Below are 16,320 nucleotides of genomic sequence, written 5' to 3'. Positions count from 1 at the left end.
AGCCACCCGGTCAGCCGGCCAGGGCCGCCTCCAGCACCGCGTCGGGGAACGGGCCGGCCATGCCGGCGAGGGAGGTGTTGGTGAGCTGCACGACGCTCACCCGCCGTTCGCGGTCGATGGCCCAGGCGTTGCCGTAGACCCCGCCCCACTGCACGCTGCCGGGGGTGAGCGGCGTCGTCTCGCGCGGCGTGATCACCGCCCAGCCGCGGCCGAACGCCCCGCTCACCCCCGGCGCGACTGGCCGCTTCACCCGCGGCTCGAGCATCCCCTCGACCGTCTCCGGGCGCAGCACGCCCGCGCCGCCGGTGCGCGCCGCCTCGAGCAGGCGCAAGAACCCCGCCGCGTCGCCGACCATCCCGCCACCGCCGGAGGGGAACTGGTCGGCGTGGAAGATGCGGCTCGGCGACAGCAGCAGCCCCGGCCCGCCGTCGGGCGTCGGCACCGGCACCCCGTCCCGGATCGGGGTGGGCGGCCGCCCGTCCTGGTACGCCGTCGCCAGGTCCGGCGTCGGCGTCACCGCGAACCCGGCCCGGCTCATCCCGAGCGGCCCCGTCACCAGCTCGGCCACCACGTCGGGGAACGCCGAGCCCGTGGCGGCCTCGGCGAGGCCGCCGAGCACGTCGTACGCGACGGAGTAGGCCCACGCGGCGCCGGGCGGGAAGAGCAGCGTGGAGCGGCCGATCCGCTCGACCTCCTCGGCCAGCGTGAGGTCGGTGAGGTCCATGCCGTCGGAGATGCCGAGAGCGGCGTACTCGCCTGTGGCGCCACCGAATCCGTACGTCAGCCCGGCGGTGTGGGTGAGCAGGTGGTCGACGGTGATGGCCGGCTCGGTGCCGTCGGCGAGGCGCGGGCGGAAGTCCGGCAGCCAGCGCGTCACCGGGCTGGTCAGGTCGAGCGTGCCGCGCTCGACGAGCGCCATCGTGGTGAGCGCGGTGATCGGTTTGGTCAGCGAGGCGTAGCGCAGCAGGTGGTCGACGCGCATCGGCCGCTGCTCGGCGAGGTCGGCGAAGCCGGCGGCGCGCTCGTGCACCACCTCTCCGTCGCGGGCGACCAGCACGACGGTGCCCGCGATCACCTCGTCGGCGATGGCTCGGTCGATGACGGCGTCGAGTTCAGGGATGCTCATGCCAGACCCAACGCCCGCGACGCCCTCACCCTTTCCGGTGGCGCGTAACGTTACCCACGAGTTCACCCTGTCCACCCGGCTGCGAGGAGGTGACGCGCGTGCGCGTCGCGCTGTCGTCGTACCGCTCCAAGCCGCACTCCGGCGGGCAGGGCATCTACGTGCGCAACCTGTCGCGCGAGCTGGTGCGGCTGGGTCACGAGGTCGAGGTCTTCTCCGGCCAGCCCTATCCCGAGCTCGACCCCGGCGTGCGGCTCACCAGGCTGCCGAGCCTGGACCTCTACCGCGACGACGACCCGTTCCGCCGCCCGGGGCTGCGCGAGTTCCGCGACCGCATCGACGTCGCCGAGTTCCTCACCATGTGCGCGAGCGGCTTCCCCGAGCCGCGCACGTTCTCCTGGCGGCTGGCACGCGAGCTGCGCGGCCGGCTCGGCGAGTTCGACGTGCTGCACGACAACCAGACCCTCGGCCCCGGCGTGCTCGAGCTGGCCCGGCGCGGGCTGCCGACCCTCACGACCATCCACCACCCGATCACCCGCGACCGGCGGCTCGAGCTGGCCGCGGCCCGCGGGCTGCAACGCATCACCAAGCGCCGGTGGTACGCCTTCGTCACCATGCAGCGCCGCGTCGCCCAGCGCTCGGCCCACCTGCTCACGGTGAGCGAGCAGTCGGCCCGCGACATCGTCGCCGACTTCGAGGTCCCGCGGGAGCGGCTCGACGTCGTGCCCGTCGGCGTCGACGTCGAGACCTTCGCCGCACGGCCGTACGCCGAGCGCCACCCCGGCCGGCTCGTCACCATCGCCTCGGCCGACGTGCCGCTCAAGGGCCTCGGGGTGCTCGTGCAGGCGCTGGCGCGCCTCGACCCGCTGGCCTGGTCCGAGCTGGTCGTCGTCGGCCGGCCGAGCGAGCGGACGAGCAAGGCGCTCGCCGACGCTGGCCTGCTTGACCGGGTGCGCTTCGAGCAGGGGCTGTCGACCCTCGAGCTCGCCGACCTCCTCGCGTCCGCGCAGGCGTGCGTGGTGCCCTCGCTCTACGAGGGGTTCTCGCTGCCGACGGTCGAGGCCATGTCGACCGGAACGCCCGTGGTCGCCTCCCGCGTCGGCGCGCTGCCCGAGCTGGTCGGCGACGACGCCGGGCTGCTGGTGGCCCCGGGAGACCCGGCGGCGCTCGCGCAGGGGATCACCGACGTACTGGCTGACCCGGTGCGGGCCGCGCGCCTGGGCGCCGTCGGTCGGCGGCGGGCCATCACGACCTACTCCTGGGCCGCCGTGGCCCAGGCCACGAGCGACATCTATGAGCGAATCGTGAGCGAGCACAACGCTTCTCGCGCCATCCCCCGGGAGACCAACGCATGATCACCGTCGACTTCAAGCAGTTCCCGATCACCCCGGGCACCACCGTGCTCGACGTCGGGTGCGGCCAGGGCCGGCACAGCTTCGAGGTGCTGCGCCGCGGGGCCGACGTGACGGCGTTCGACAGCAACGAGTCCGACCTCGCCGACGTGAAGACGATGTTCGGCGCGATGGAGCTCGAGGGCGAGGTCGGTCCCGGCGGGCAGGGGCAGGTGCAGCACGGCGACGCGCGCGACATGCCCTTCGCCGACGGCAGCTTCGACCGGGTCATCGCCGCCGAGGTGCTCGAGCACATCCACGAGGACGAGACCGCGATGGCCGAGATCGCCCGGGTGCTGAAGCCCGGCGGGCTCGCCGCGGTGACCGTGCCGCGCTGGTGGCCCGAGAAGGTCTGCTGGGCGCTGTCCGACGAGTATCACGAGGTCGAGGGCGGCCACGTGCGCGTCTACCGGCGCAGCGAGCTGGTGGAGCGGCTGGAGCGTGCGGGCCTGGAGCTGGTCGGCGGGCACCACGCGCACGCGCTGCACTCGCCGTACTGGTGGCTCAAGTGCGCGGTCGGGCCCGACACCGAGAACGCGGCGACCCGGGCCTACCACCGGCTGCTGGTCTGGGACCTGATGAAGGCGCCGCGGCTGACCCGGTGGAGCGAGGCCGCGCTCAACCCCGTGCTGGGCAAGAGCGTGGCGGTCTACCTGCGCAAGCCGGAGGCGCGATGACGCCGCGGGAGCTGCACCTCGAGGGCGCCCTGACCGCCGAGCAGCTGCGCCGCACGGGCGCGTTCCTGCTCGAGCACCAGGACGACTCCGGGGCGATCCCGTGGTGGCGCGGCGGGCAGCTCGACCCGTGGGACCACGTCGAGGCGGCGATGGGGCTGGCCGTGCTCGGTCACGCCGACGCCGCGGCTGCGGCCTATCGCTGGTCGGCGCGCACCCAGGCGACCGACGGGTCCTGGCCGATGGAGCAGCGCGACGGGGTGGTCACCGAGGCCGCGTCCGACACCAACCAGTGCGCCTACCTGGCCACCGGCCTGTGGCACCACCACCTGGTCACCGGGTCCAGCGCGCTGCTGCGCGAGCTGTGGCCGGCGGTCGACCGGGCCGTGGGTTTCGTTCTGCGGCAACAGCTTCCGGGCGGCGAGATCGCCTGGGCGGTGTCCGCCGACCGGCGTCCCGACACGTTCGCGCTGCGCACCGGGTCGGCCAGCACGCTGCACTCGATCGTGTGCGCGCTGGAGATCGCCGCCCACCTCGGGCACGCGCGACCACAGTGGGAGCGGTCGGCCGCGCGGCTGCACGAGGCGCTGGTCGAGCGGCCCGAGAGCTTCGCCGACCGCAGCCGCTACTCCATGGACTGGTACTACCCCGTGCTCGGCGGCGCGCTGCGCTCCGACGCCGCGCTCGGGCTGCTGGCCGAGCAGTGGGACACCTTCGTCTGGCCGGGCCAGGGCGCGCGCTGCGTGAGCGACCGGCCCTGGGTCACCGCGGCCGAGAGCAGCGAGCTGGTCATGGCGCTCGACGCGGTGGGCCGCACCGATGACGCGCGGCGGCTGCTGTGCGACATCCAGCAGATGCGCGACGACGCGACCGGCGGCTACTGGACCGGCTATGTCGTCGACGACGACGCCGTGTGGCCGGAGGAGCAGACCACCTGGACCGCCGCCGCCGTGGTGCTCGCCGTCGACGCCGTCACCGGGACCACCGGCGGCTCCGGCATCTTCCGTGACTACGCCTGGGTGGAGGACGACCGCGCCGATGACGCTGCCAGCTGAGACCGCCGAGATCGCTTCCGCCGTCAAGGGATTCATGCCCGGCGACGAGGGCGAGGCGCTGTACGCCGTCGCCACCTCCGCCCGCCCCGGCACCTGGCTGGAGATCGGGACCTACTGCGGGAAGTCCACCGTGCTGCTCGCGGCGGCCGCCCGCGAGGTCGGCGCCCAGGTCGTGACCGTCGACCACCACCACGGGTCGGAGGAGAACCAGCCGGGCTGGGAGTGGCACGACACCTCGATGGTCGACCCGCGCACCGGGCGGCTCGATACGCTCCCGACGTTCCGGCAGACGTACGACGACCATCTCGCCGACGTCGTGACCGCGGTCGTCGCGACCACCGCGCAGGTCGCGTCGTGGTGGCAGACCGGCGTCGAGCTGCTGTTCCTCGACGGCAACCACACCGAGGAGACCGCGCAGCACGACTACGCCGCGTTCGCCCCGCACGTCGTGCCCGGCGGCCTGCTGCTGGTGCACGACGTCTTCCCCGACCCCGCCGACGGCGGCCAGGCCCCCTGGCACGTGGTCGAACGCGCCCTCACCGACGGCTTCGAGCAGGTCTCGGTCACCGGCTCCCTGCGCACCCTCCGCCGCCCCCGACCCAAGCCGGTCGAGTAGCGCGAGGAACGAGCGCGTATCGAGACCCACCCCCACCGGCCGCTGAGTGGTCACTTGTGGTGGGTGCGCCGCCCCTCACACCAGCAACAAGTGACCACTCGACCCCGGGAGTAGCCGCTGTCGCCGTGGATCCGGTTTGAGAGCAGCCTCTTCAAGGGTTGGGCTGCCCCGCCCGGTTCGCCCAGGGTCGTGCAGACCAAGCCCGTTCGCAGCCGAGCGAGCGGGGCCACGCGAAGGGGGACCAACCATGCGACGACGTGCAGCATCGATTGCACTGGCCGCGATCACGACCCTGGGCGCGGCCGGCATCACCGCAGCCGGCCCGGCGCAGGCCGACCAGCCGAACTGCGACATCGACCTCACCATGGGGCCGGACGAGGTGAACTGGAACGTCGTGGCCAACGGCACAGCCACCTGTGACCAGCCCACCACGGGCGTGCGGGTGGAAGTCGTGGCCTGGAAGATGATGTTCGGGAATCCAGATTGGGGCCAGCCCGGAGTCGCCACCGCAGACGCACTGCCCGCGGGGGCGCCGCTGTCAGCAGGCTCCGCCTCGAAGCTGTACACCGACAGCGATTGCTACAACGCAAAGGCCACCCTCACCGTGGCTGAACGACCCGACGTCATCGTCGAACGATCAATTTCCTGGGGCGGCTGCTGACCACTTGGCGCTACCTCGAGCCGGCCTCACGGTTGCGCTCGAGGTAGCGCCGCTCACCGCCGACCCAGGGGTCGCGTGGCGCGGGGAACGGGCTCGTATCGAGACTCGACGTCAAGGTTGCATTGACGGTGTCGGTGCGTCACGATGTCTTGGACACGTGCATATAGAGCAGAGCGCGCGACGACATGGCCTCGCAGACGAAGACATCCGCCATGCCTGGCGCAACGCTCTGCGAACGTCGAGTACGAGTACGAGGGGGAGGAGCGACTGCTGGTCATCGGCGCTGACCGAAGCGGGCGGCTGCTGGAGCTTGTGCTCGTCCCCAGCAGTGGCCCGACGCGGATCATCCATGCCGACCGTCTCCGCGCGAAGTTCTACGACTACCTCAGGTGATCTCGATGACCCGAACCACGACGCACGACACCGGCCTGGAGCTGATTGACCCCGCGACCCACCATGGGCGCGACGCGGCTCACCTGCGGGCCATCATCGCTGCGGCGGAGAAGGTCGAGGCCGCGCAGGAACAGCTGGCCGACGTGGTCGCCGAAGCGCGCCGCGGGGGACGTCGTGGACGGTCATCGGAGCCGGCTTGGGTGTCTCCAAGCAGGCCGCGCAGCAGCGTTTCGGCCGCCGCCCCTGAGTCGGGGGATCGGGACCCGCCGACCGAGGGGAGCGTGACTGTGCACGACACGCGGTACGCGCGGTGTCGCCTACCGCGTGTCCTGCACAGTCACGGGGTGCGCAGGGCGGCCGCGACCCCGGGTCGGCGAGCGTGAGGGAGGCAGGCACGATGGCGCGCAGGATCCGCGCTGGGATGGTTGCGCTGGTCGCCCTGGCGGTCGTGGTGGCGGCGACGGTCGTGGTCACCCGCGCGCTGACGTACGACGGCGGCCCCGACGCGCCGACCTCACCGTTCGACCTGCCCGCGGAGGGCAGCTGGGCGATCGGGTGGGCGGCCGCGACCCGGGGTGCGGCGAACCGGCCGACCGAGCTGGTGCTCGTGAGCCCCGACGGGCGCGAGCAGACCGTCGGCCAGGTCTCCCCGAACAGCACGGTCGTGGACATCTCCCACGACGGCCGCCGCATCCTGACGAAGGTTGTGGGGGCCAGCCCCGACGTGCCCACGCCGTTCACCGTCTGGGACCTCGAGACCGGCGAGTCGCACCGGTTCGTGCTGGGGCACGACGCGGACGTGCTGTTCGGCGGCGGCGGCACGCTGGTCACGACCGAGGCCTATCCACGCACCTACACGGCGATCCGCGACCGACGCGGCACGATCGTGCGCACCATCCCCGGGCGTACCGGGGAGAGCCCGGCCGTGTCGCCCGGGGGCACCACGCTGATGTACGCCACCCCCACCGGCATCGACGTCGTCGACATCCCTACGGGCCGGCTGGTCAGCTCCACCCGCAACCCCCAGCCGGTGGCCTGCTACCCCAGCGGCCTGTGGTCCGACGGCGCCCCCAAGCTGTGGTGCGGCGACCAGCCCGGCAGCGAGAACACGTACGTCGTCGACCCCTCGACCGGGCGCGCCCGCCTGATCGGCGCGCACCAGCAGGGGCTGAAGAAGGTGTGGCCGACGTCGCCGGTGACGGCGACCCGGACGTACGCCCCGAACGGGCCGGTGTTCGTGCGCGCGGGCAAGGTGTGGCCGGTCTGGCCCGCGCCCGCCTCCGGCACCGCGCCCGTGCGCGACATCGTCGCCGGCCGCGGGTCGACCCTGTGGCTGACGGTCACCACGAGCCGCGAGGCCTACCTCCCGCCGGGGCAGTACGCCCGCCACGACCTGCGCACCGGCCGCACCACGGTGCTCGCCGAGGGGATCACCTCCGTCCAGGTGATCGACGGGCTCACCTGAGGCCTTCGTTAGGTTGGCGGGGTGACCATTCGTGTGGCCCTGGAGCACCGGACGACCTATACCTTCGACCGGCCGGTCAAGGTCTTCCCGCACACGGTGCGGCTGCGGCCGGCGCCGCACACGCGCACGCCCATCCAGGCGTACTCGCTCAAGGTCAGCCCGCGCGGCCACTTCCTCAACTGGCAGCAGGACGCGTTCGGCAACTACCTCGCCCGCCTGGTCTTCCCCGAGCGGGTGTCCGAGCTCGACATCACCGTCGGCGTCGTCGCCGACATGACGGTCATCAACCCGTTCGACTTCTTCGTCGAGGACTACGCCCAGACCTATCCGTTCAGCTACCCCGACGGCCTGCGCGCCGAGCTCGACCCCTACCTGGTGCCCGTCGACGAGGGCGACGCGGGGAGCGGACCCGGCCCCGTCGTACGCCAGTGGCTGGCCGACAACCGCCCCGCCGACGGCCAGGGGATCGTCGACTTCCTCGTGGCGCTGAACCAGGCGGTCAACCGCGACATCGGCTACACCGTGCGCTTCGAGGTCGGGGTGCAGACGCCCGACGAGACGCTCACCAAGCGGCTCGGGTCGTGCCGCGACAGCGCGTGGCTGCTCGTGTCGACGCTGCGCCAGCTGGGGCTCGCCGCGCGGTTCGTGTCGGGATATCTCGTGCAGCTGACCTCCGACGTCGAGGCGATCGACGGCCCCGACGGCCCCGCGCAGGACTTCACCGACCTGCACGCGTGGGCCGAGGTCTACGTCCCCGGCGCCGGCTGGGTCGGGCTCGACGCGACGAGCGGCCTGCTCTGCGGGGAGGGGCACATCCCCCTGTCGGCGACGCCGCACCCGAGCTCCGCCGCGCCGATCACCGGCGCGACCGAGGTGTGCGACGTCGAGTTCTCCTACTCCAACACCGTGACTCGCGTGCACGAGGACGCGCGGGTGACCAAGCCCTACAGCCCCGAGCAGTGGGAGCAGGTCGACGTGCTGGGGTCGTACGTCGACGGCCTGCTCGAGCGTGAGGACGTCCGGTTGACCATGGGCGGGGAGCCGACGTTCGTCGCCGCCGGCGACACCTCGGCCGACGAGTGGGAGTCGAGCGCCGACGGCCCGCAGAAGCGGGAGCGGGCGCGCGAGCTGGCCGGGCGGCTGCGCGAGCGCTGGGCGCCGAACGGTCTCGTGCACCACGGCCAGGGCAAGTGGTATCCGGGAGAGCCGTTGCCGCGCTGGCAGATTCAGCTCTCGTGGCGCGCCGACGGTCAGCCGCTGTGGCGCGACCAGTCGCTGCTCGACGACCCCTGGGGCGACCCGCGCGACGTCGACGCGGCGAGCAGCGAGCAGGTCGCCAAGGGCATCGCCTCGCGGCTCGGCATCGACGACGACTTCGTGCAGCCGGCCTACGAAGACGTGCTCAACGACATCTGGTCCGAGGCGCGTCGCCCGGCGGGTGAGGCGCGGCCCGCCGACGACCTCGACCCCACCGACCGCGACCTCGACCGGCCCGACGTGCGGGCGCGCAAGATCGACGAGCTCGACGCCCGGGCGGGGAGCCGCGCGGCTGGGTGCTGCCGATCTTCCGCGACAGCGAGAGCGAGGGTGGGGCACGGCCCGGTGGCGCACGCGGCGCCGGCACCTGTTCCTCACGGCCGGCACCTCGCCGATGGGGCTGCGGCTGCCGCTCGACTCGGTGGCGTGGGGCGAGGCCCCGCAGGAGCCGGAGCTGTCGACGTTCGCCGAGCGGGGAGAGCTGCCGGCGCCCGACGAGCTGGGCACGGACGTACGTCCGGCGGCGGTGCGCGACATCGCCGACGCCCCGCGCACAGCCCTCACCGTCGAGGAGCGCGACGGTCACGTGTTCGTCTTCCTGCCGCCGGTCGAGCAGCTCGACGCAGCGCTGGAGCTGGTGGCGGCCGTCGAGGGCGCCGCCGCCGAGGCCGGCGTGCCGGTCGTGCTGGAGGGCTATCCGCTGCCGGGCGACCCGCGGGTGCGCTCGCTGTCGGTCACCCCCGACCCCGGCGTCATCGAGGTCAACGTGCAGCCCACCTCGACGTGGGCCGACCTGCGCGAGCTGACCACCACGCTGTTCGAGGACGCGCGCCAGACCCGGCTGGCCACCGAGAAGTTCGACGTCGACGGCACCCACACCGGCACCGGCGGCGGCAACCACATCACCCTCGGCGGCCCCACGCCCGCGGACTCGCCGCTGCTGCGCCGGCCCGACCTGCTGCGCTCGATGCTGACGTACTGGCAGCACCACCCGGCGCTGTCGTACGTCTTCTCCGGCCGGTTCATCGGCCCCACCTCGCAGTCCCCGCGGGTCGACGAGGGACGGCACGAGACGCTCTACGAGCTGGAGACCGCGTTCGCCGAGCTGGACCGGGTGACCGGGTCGAGCGAGGCGGAGCTGCGCTCGCAGATCGAGCAGGACAAGCGGTTCGACGAGCCGTTCGAGGAGCGACGCGCGCGGCAGCGCACCTCCCAGCTGTGGCTCACCGACCGGCTGCTGCGGCACCTGCTGACCGATATCACCGGCAACACCCACCGGGCCGAGTTCTGCATCGACAAGCTCTACAGCCCCGACACCGAGCGCGGGCGGCTCGGGCTGCTGGAGCTGCGCGGGTTCGAGATGCCGCCGCACGCCCAGATGTCGCTGGTGCAGGCACTGCTCGTGCGCTCCCTGGTCGCGCGGTTCTGGGACGAGCCGTACGCCGCGCCGCTGGTGCGGTGGGGATCGCGGCTGCACGACCGGTTCCTCCTGCCGGCGTTCGCCGCGGCCGACCTGCGCGACGTCGTCGCCGACACCAACCGGTGGCTCGCGACCACCGGACCCAACGCGCCGCAGCTGGACGAGGCGTGGTTCGAGCCGTTCCTGGAGTTCCGCTTCCCACGGCTGGGCGAGACCGACGTCGCCGGGGTGCACCTGGAGCTGCGGCAGGCGGTCGAGCCGTGGCACGTGCTCGGGGAGGAGATCAGCCAGTCGGGGACGTCGCGCTACGTCGACAGCTCGGTCGAGAAGGTGCAGGTCGCCGCGTCCGGGCTCGTCGAGGGCCGGCACGTCGTCACCTGCAACGGGGTGCCGGTGCCGATGGTCCCTGTCGGCGGAACCGGTTGGGGCACAGGGATATCCACCGGGTCGGGCGCCGCGGCGTTCGTGGGTGGCGTCCGGTTCCGGGCGTGGGCGCCGCCGTCGGCGCTGCACCCGACGATCGGGGTGCACTCGCCGCTGACGTTCGACGTGGTCGACCTGTGGAGCCGGCGCTCGCTCGGCGGGTTCACCTACCACGTGGTGCACCCGGGCGGCCGTTCCTACGACGACTACCCCGTCAACGCCGCCGCGGCCGAGACGCGTCGCGGGTCGCGCTTCGAGGCGATCGGGCACAGCCTCGGCGAGGTCGACTCCTCGCACTGGCCCGTCTCGGGCGTCGGGTTCGGCTCCGCCGCGACGGAGTACCCCACGACCCTCGACCTGCGCCGCCACCTCCCGGGCGACCGCTGACCCACGCTGGTCGAGTAGCCGAGCCGGTAGGCGAGGCGTATCGAGACCCTGGTGGGTGATCTCGATACGGACTCGGCTAGCGCCTCGCCCTACTCGATCAGCGTGGATGTGCCCTACTCGATCAGCGTGGATGTGCCCTACTCGATCAGCGTGGATGTGCCCTACTCGATCAGCGTGGGGTCAGCGGGTGTGGACCACGCGGCCGGCGACCATCGTCAGCAGCGGCCGCAACCGGCGTACGGCATCGGCCTGGTCTCGTGAATCCCCTTGGAGATCCAGCGGGTTCACGTCCAGCAGCAGCAGGTCGGCGCGCGACCCGGGGGCCACGGTGCCCTGCCCGTCGGTCGAGGCGGCGAGGGCGTCGCGCAGGGTGAGCGCCTCCTGCGGCTGCCACGGCTCGCGCTCGTCGGCCGAGCGGTGCACCGCGGCGGCGACGGCGAGCCACGGGTCGAGCGGCGCGACGGGCGCGTCCGACCCGAGCGCGAGCTCCACCCCGGCGTCGCGCATGGTCGCCAGCGGGAAGCAGCGCTGCGCCCGGTCGGGCCAGCAGTGGTCGATGACGTCGCGGTCGTCCCACAGGTGCACCGGCTGCACCGAGGCGCGTACGCCCAGCGCGGCCATGCGCGGCACGTCGCCCAGGCGCACGAGCTGGGCGTGCTCGACCGACCCGCGCGCGCCGGACTGCTCGAACGCGTCGAGCGCGTCGGCGAGGGCGTGGTCGCCGATCGCGTGGATCGCCGCCTCCAGCCCCGCGTCGGTCGCCTGGTCGAGCAGCCAGCGCAGCTCCTCGGGCGTGACGTTCTGCACGCCGAACGGCTCGGCCAGGTCGCCGGAGTCGGCGAAAGGCTCGCAGCAGAAGGCCGTTCGCGTGTTGAGCGACCCGTCGGAGATGACCTTGAGCGGGCCCATCGTGACCAGCCCGGAGTCGCCGAGCGGGTCGCCGGTGCGCACGCCCGCCTCGAGCACGCCGGCGAGGTCCTGGCGGTAGACGCCCGGCCGCAGCCGCATCGTGTCGAGACCGTCGGCGACCCGGCCGGGCCACTCCGACCAGCCCTCGCCCATCTCCAGGTCGGTGATGCCGACGAGCCCGAGCGCGGCGCAGTCGGCGAACGTCGCGCGGTAGCCCGCGTCGAGCAGCTGCTCGGCCCCCGGCAGCGACGACAGCCGCGCGAAGACCGGCCACCACTCCTCCTCCTCGAGGATCCCCTCGCGCGGCGGGATCCCGAGCACGTGGAACGCCGCGGTCGACAGCCACCCGTGGTGCGCGTCGCCGCTCACCAGCACCACCGGGGTGTCGCCGACGACCTCGTCGAGAGCAGCCGCGGTGGGCTGCTGCGGCCACAGCGCCGGCCGCTGCCCGAACCCCTGGATCACGCGCCACGGCTCGGCGTGCTCGCCCGCCGGCAGCGCGCGGGCCACGATCGCCGCCGCCTCGGGCGCCGACTGCGCGGCCGACACGTCGATGCGGGTGCGGGTCAGCGCGGCCTGGCCCAGGTGCACGTGCTGGTCCCACAGGCCCGGCATCAGCCAGCGCCCGCCGCCGTCGTGCGTCTCCTCGCCCTCCGGCGCGAGGCCCGGACCGACCTGCACGACCCGACCCCGGCGTACGCGCACGTCGACCGGCCCCGCGGGCGCGGCCTGCGTCAGCGGCACCAGACGTACGTCGCGCAGCAGGGCCGAACCCACCAGCGCGCCTTCCCACTCGCTCACGCGCGCAGTATGCCCACGCCGACCCGGGGTGGGCGCGTCCGCCTCGGCGCCACCCCGGCAGATCGTCCACCGGTGCACGAGATGCGGGACAGACCCGCCGCCTGACTCATCCTGCCGACCGTGGCACGTAGGGTCGGGGCGATGTCTGCTCAGGTGTCGACCCAGCCCGAGGGGTCCGGTGGCGCGGTCGAGTCCTATCGCGCGGCGCTGCGCCGCGTCGGAGCCGCCGAGCCGCACCGCCTCCCGGGGTACGACGAGCTCGTGGGCGCCGAGGGGTGCACCCCGAGGACGAGATGCTCGCCGACACGATCGACGCGCTCGGGCCCGGCGGGATGCGGGCGAAGGCCGCCGAGGCCGCGCGCTACGTCAGCAGCGACGGCATCACCTACGGCGCCACCGCCGACGGCGCGCAGGCCCGCAACTGGCACATCGACCCGTTGCCCACGATCGTCGGCAGCGCGGAGTGGGCCGCCCTCGAGCGCGGGCTGGAGCAGCGCGCGCGGCTGCTCGACCTGATCCTGCGCGACGTCTACGGCCCGCGCCGCCTGCTGCGCCGGGGCGTCGTCCCGCCCGAGATCGTGCTCGGCCACCCCGGTTTCGTCCGGCAGGCCGACGGCATCGCCCTGCCGACCGGGCAGCAGCTGATCCTCGCCGCGACCGACGTCGCCCGGTCCGCCGACGGCGGCTGGGTCGTCTTCGGCGACCGCACCCAGGCGCCGTCCGGCGCCGGCTATGCCATGGCGACCCGGCGCATCGTGGCGCGCACGCTGCCCGCCGTCCACCGCCGTACGTCCACCGCACGTCTGCGGGGCTTCTTCCACACCGTGCGCGCGGCCCTGCTCGACTCCGCCACGACCAACGCGGAGGCCCCGCGCGTGGTCGTGCTCAGCCCGGGCGCGGGCAGCGAGACGGCCTTCGACCAGGCGTTCCTCGCCACCCTGCTCGGCTTCCCGCTCGTCGAGGGAGACGACCTGGCGATGCGCGACGGGCGGGTGTGGATGCGCACGCCCGGCGCCGACCAGCCGGTCGACGTCATCCTGCGCCGGGTCGACGCCGACTTCGCCGACCCGCTCGAGCTGCGCTCGGGCAGCCAGCTCGGGGTGCCCGGGCTCATCGACGCCGCCCGGCGCGGGCAGGTGTCGATCGTCAACCCGATGGGGGCCGGCGTGCTCGAGAACCCCTGCCTCCTGCACTTCCTGGCGCCCATCAGCCGCGACCTGCTCGGCGAGGATCTGCTGCTGCCGCAACCGGACTCGTGGTGGTGCGGCGACGACACCGACCGGCAGCACGTGCTCGCCAACCTCGACCGTCTGGTCATCAAGCCGCTCAGCCGCGACGCGGGGACCAGCACCCGGTTCGGGTGGCTGCTCAGCGCGTCCGAGCGCGACGAGCTGGCCGCCCGCGTCGAGGCGACGCCGTGGGCGTGGGCGGCGCAGGAGCCGCTGCCCGAGTCGACCGCGCCGGTGGTGACCGGCAACGGCATCGAGCCGCGGCGGCTGGTGCTGCGCACGTTCGGCGTCGCCCACGACGACCGCTATGCGTTCCTCCCCGGCGCGCTCGGCCGAGTGGCCGGCGAGGCCGAGCAGGACGTCGTGTCCAACAACGCCGGTGCGCTCGCCAAGGACGTGTGGGTGCTCGCCGGTCGCGACGCCGCGCCCGACTGGTCCGAGCGTGAGTCGGCCGCCGAGCCCGCGGCGCTGGCGCTGGCCGCGGGCACCCTCGCGCCCCGCATGGCCGACGACCTGCACTGGTTCGGTCGCTACGCCGAGCGGGTCGAGGCCACCGCCCGCATCCTGTCCGTCGTCGACGACCTCACCGAGGACTACGCCGCCCGCCCCGGCTCGCTCGGCGCGATCGCGATGGAGTCGATCCAGCACGCGGTCACGATGGTCACCGGCATCGCGCCGCAGCAGCGCACCGGCACCGGCCTCGACTACACCGCGCCCGACCAGTGGGCCACCGACCCCGAGGCGCACCTGAGCCTGCTCGTCGGCGAGGAGTCCACGCCCGGCACCCTGGCGTACGCCGTCGCCCGGCTGGTCCAGTGCGCCCAGCGGGTGCGCGACCAGCTGTCGCTGCACACCTGGCCGGTGCTCGCCCGCCTCGAGCAGACGCTGGCTCGCGCCGGCGAGCCCAACACCAGCCGCCGCGACACCCTCGAGGCGGTGCTGGAGTCCTCGCTCGCGCTCGCGGGGATCGTGCAGCAGAGCATGATCCGCGACGCGACCTGGGCGTACGTCGATGCGGGCGTGCGCGTCGAGCGGGCCGCGCTCACCGTTGAGCTGGTGCGCGCGACGCTGGCGATCGAGCGGTCGCCGGTCATCGAGGGGCAGATCGTGGAGGCGGTGCTGCAGGTCGGCGAGAGCGTGATCACCCACCGCCGCCGCACGTCCGCCGGCGAGGGGCCGTCGGTGCCGGTGCAGTCCGCGCTGCACCTGCTGCTGGTCGACCGGGCCAACCCGCGCTCGCTGGCCTTCCAGCTCGACCGGTTCTCCGAGGACCTGCGCCTGGTCGACGACCCGCAGGGCGTGGCCGCCGGCGCCGCGATCTCGATGGACCTGCCCGAGCTCGACGTCGAGACGCTCGGCGCGACCGACCGCAGCGGCCTCGACCGGCTGCTCGTCGACCTGCGCGGCCGGGTCGATGCGCTCGCGAACGCCCTTGCCTCGCAACACTTCCGGCGCAAGGGACCGCAGGGCACCCAGCTCACCGAGTGGACCTTCTCCCAGTCGCAGCGCCAGTCGCAGTCGCAGCGCCAGTCGCAGGGGGTGGCCCGTGGTTGAGCAGCCGGCGAAGGAAGACGTGTACTCGCCACGGAGCTATCTGGTGCGGCACCAGACGACCTACACCTACAGCGACGACGTCACCTCCTGCTACGAGCGGGGGTGCCTGCAGCCGCGCGACACGGTGAGCCAGACGGTGCGCTCCAGCGACATCGAGGTGAGCCCCGAGCCCGACCTGGTCACCGAGCACCGCGACTTCTTCGGCAACTTCAGCCACTACGTCGAGGTGCGCACCCCGCACCGCGAGCTGGTCGTCACCAAGACCTCACGCGTCGACGTGGCGTGGCCGCGCCCCGACCTCGACCGGCTCAACGAGACGACCGTCGCCCAGGCGCGGGATCTCGTTGCGGCGCAGGCGGATCCGGTCGAGCGCACGACCTACCTGCTCCCGTCGCCGCTCGTCGACGTGGTGCCGCAGGTGCGCGACTACGCGCAGACGTACCTGCCGGACGACGCGCCCCTCGGCGACGCGCTCGTCGCGCTGACCCGCGGCATCTTCGCCGACTTCCGCTACGCCAAGGGCGCCACGTCGGTGAAGACGACGCTGCCGGAGCTGCTCGAGCAGCGCGAGGGGGTCTGCCAGGACTTCGCCCACCTCGCGGCCGGCTGCCTGCGCTCGGTCGGCCTGCCCGGGCGCTACGTCAGCGGCTACCTCGAGACCTTCCCGCCGCCGGGCAAGAAGAAGCTGCAGGGCTCCGACGCCACCCACGCCTGGACCGCCGCGATGGTGCCCGGCGGCGGCTGGATCGACCTCGACCCGACCAACGACCACCTGGTGGACAGCCGCTATGTCGTGACCGCCTGGGGCCGGGACTTCCGCGACGTGTCGCCGCTCAAGGGTGTGATCTACACCGAGGCCGAGAGCAGCGAGCTCAAGGTCGCCGTCGACGTTCTCCGGCAAGACGGCCCCGGCTAAGTTACGCTGCCGTAATCAGCGCGTAGCCGTCGATGGAGGCAGGCAG

General features: G+C 73.4%; 11 protein-coding genes and 1 pseudogene. 10 read left to right on the top strand and 2 right to left on the bottom strand.

Annotated features, from left to right (window positions below):
- Nucleotides 1-10: 10 nt before the first annotated feature.
- Nucleotides 11-1,126: a serine hydrolase domain-containing protein gene (locus QUE40_RS16475; RefSeq protein WP_289231646.1), complete on the bottom strand. Its 1,116-nt coding sequence runs from the start codon at nucleotides 1,124-1,126 to the stop codon at nucleotides 11-13.
- Between the two features lie 98 nt (nucleotides 1,127-1,224).
- On the opposite strand from QUE40_RS16475, the gene QUE40_RS16470 reads away from it, so the two are divergent.
- The 8 genes and pseudogenes from QUE40_RS16470 to QUE40_RS16440 all read left to right on the top strand — a co-directional run bounded on the left by QUE40_RS16470 (nucleotide 1,225) and on the right by QUE40_RS16440 (nucleotide 10,865).
- Entirely contained in the window at nucleotides 1,225-2,478 is a 1,254-nt protein-coding gene (locus QUE40_RS16470) for a glycosyltransferase family 4 protein (RefSeq protein WP_289231645.1), read from the top strand.
- Nucleotides 2,475-3,191, top strand: a complete 717-nt coding sequence (locus tag QUE40_RS16465) for a class I SAM-dependent methyltransferase (RefSeq protein ID WP_289231644.1) — start codon at nucleotides 2,475-2,477, stop codon at nucleotides 3,189-3,191. The genes QUE40_RS16470 and QUE40_RS16465 overlap by 4 nt, the downstream gene beginning before the upstream one ends.
- A complete protein-coding gene (locus QUE40_RS16460; protein WP_289231643.1) occupies nucleotides 3,188-4,243 on the top strand; it encodes a prenyltransferase/squalene oxidase repeat-containing protein in 1,056 nt (351 codons plus the stop codon). The genes QUE40_RS16465 and QUE40_RS16460 overlap by 4 nt, the downstream gene beginning before the upstream one ends.
- Complete coding sequence (locus tag QUE40_RS16455) at nucleotides 4,227-4,859, top strand: class I SAM-dependent methyltransferase (RefSeq protein ID WP_289231642.1); 633 nt, start codon at nucleotides 4,227-4,229, stop codon at nucleotides 4,857-4,859. The genes QUE40_RS16460 and QUE40_RS16455 overlap by 17 nt, the downstream gene beginning before the upstream one ends.
- Before the next feature lie 247 nt (nucleotides 4,860-5,106).
- Nucleotides 5,107-5,520 carry a hypothetical protein gene (locus QUE40_RS16450; protein ID WP_289231641.1) on the top strand — a complete coding sequence of 138 codons (414 nt, stop codon included), beginning with the start codon at nucleotides 5,107-5,109 and terminating at the stop codon, nucleotides 5,518-5,520.
- 790 nt (nucleotides 5,521-6,310) lie between these two features.
- The gene (locus QUE40_RS16445; protein ID WP_289231640.1) at nucleotides 6,311-7,378 is read left to right on the top strand and encodes a hypothetical protein; all 1,068 of its coding nucleotides are present in this window, start codon (nucleotides 6,311-6,313) and stop codon (nucleotides 7,376-7,378) included.
- A gap of 21 nt (nucleotides 7,379-7,399) precedes the next feature.
- Nucleotides 7,400-8,893: pseudogene (locus tag QUE40_RS19475) on the top strand (transglutaminase family protein); the annotation flags it as partial.
- On the top strand, nucleotides 8,817-10,865 hold the full coding sequence (locus QUE40_RS16440) for a transglutaminase family protein (RefSeq protein WP_289231639.1): 2,049 nt from the start codon (nucleotides 8,817-8,819) through the stop codon (nucleotides 10,863-10,865). The pseudogene QUE40_RS19475 and the gene QUE40_RS16440, both read left to right, overlap by 77 nt.
- Nucleotides 10,866-11,045: 180 nt before the next feature.
- Here QUE40_RS16440 and QUE40_RS16435 read toward each other — a convergent pair whose 3' ends face one another.
- Entirely contained in the window at nucleotides 11,046-12,575 is a 1,530-nt protein-coding gene (locus QUE40_RS16435) for an amidohydrolase (RefSeq protein ID WP_289231638.1), read from the bottom strand.
- Between the two features lie 293 nt (nucleotides 12,576-12,868).
- On the opposite strand from QUE40_RS16435, the gene QUE40_RS16430 reads away from it, so the two are divergent.
- Together QUE40_RS16430 and QUE40_RS16425 are read left to right on the top strand one after the other, a co-directional pair.
- Nucleotides 12,869-15,358 (top strand): circularly permuted type 2 ATP-grasp protein, encoded by a 2,490-nt coding sequence (locus QUE40_RS16430; protein ID WP_289231637.1) that lies wholly within the window; start codon nucleotides 12,869-12,871, stop codon nucleotides 15,356-15,358.
- Complete coding sequence (locus QUE40_RS16425) at nucleotides 15,351-16,274, top strand: transglutaminase family protein (protein WP_289231636.1); 924 nt, start codon at nucleotides 15,351-15,353, stop codon at nucleotides 16,272-16,274. Before QUE40_RS16430 ends, QUE40_RS16425 begins: the two co-directional genes overlap by 8 nt.
- Nucleotides 16,275-16,320 lie beyond the last annotated feature (46 nt).

It is taken from the genome of Barrientosiimonas endolithica, from assembly GCF_030296655.1.
Taxonomy (GTDB): domain Bacteria; phylum Actinomycetota; class Actinomycetes; order Actinomycetales; family Dermatophilaceae; genus Barrientosiimonas; species Barrientosiimonas humi.
This window is presented reverse-complemented; position numbering and strand designations above follow the sequence as displayed.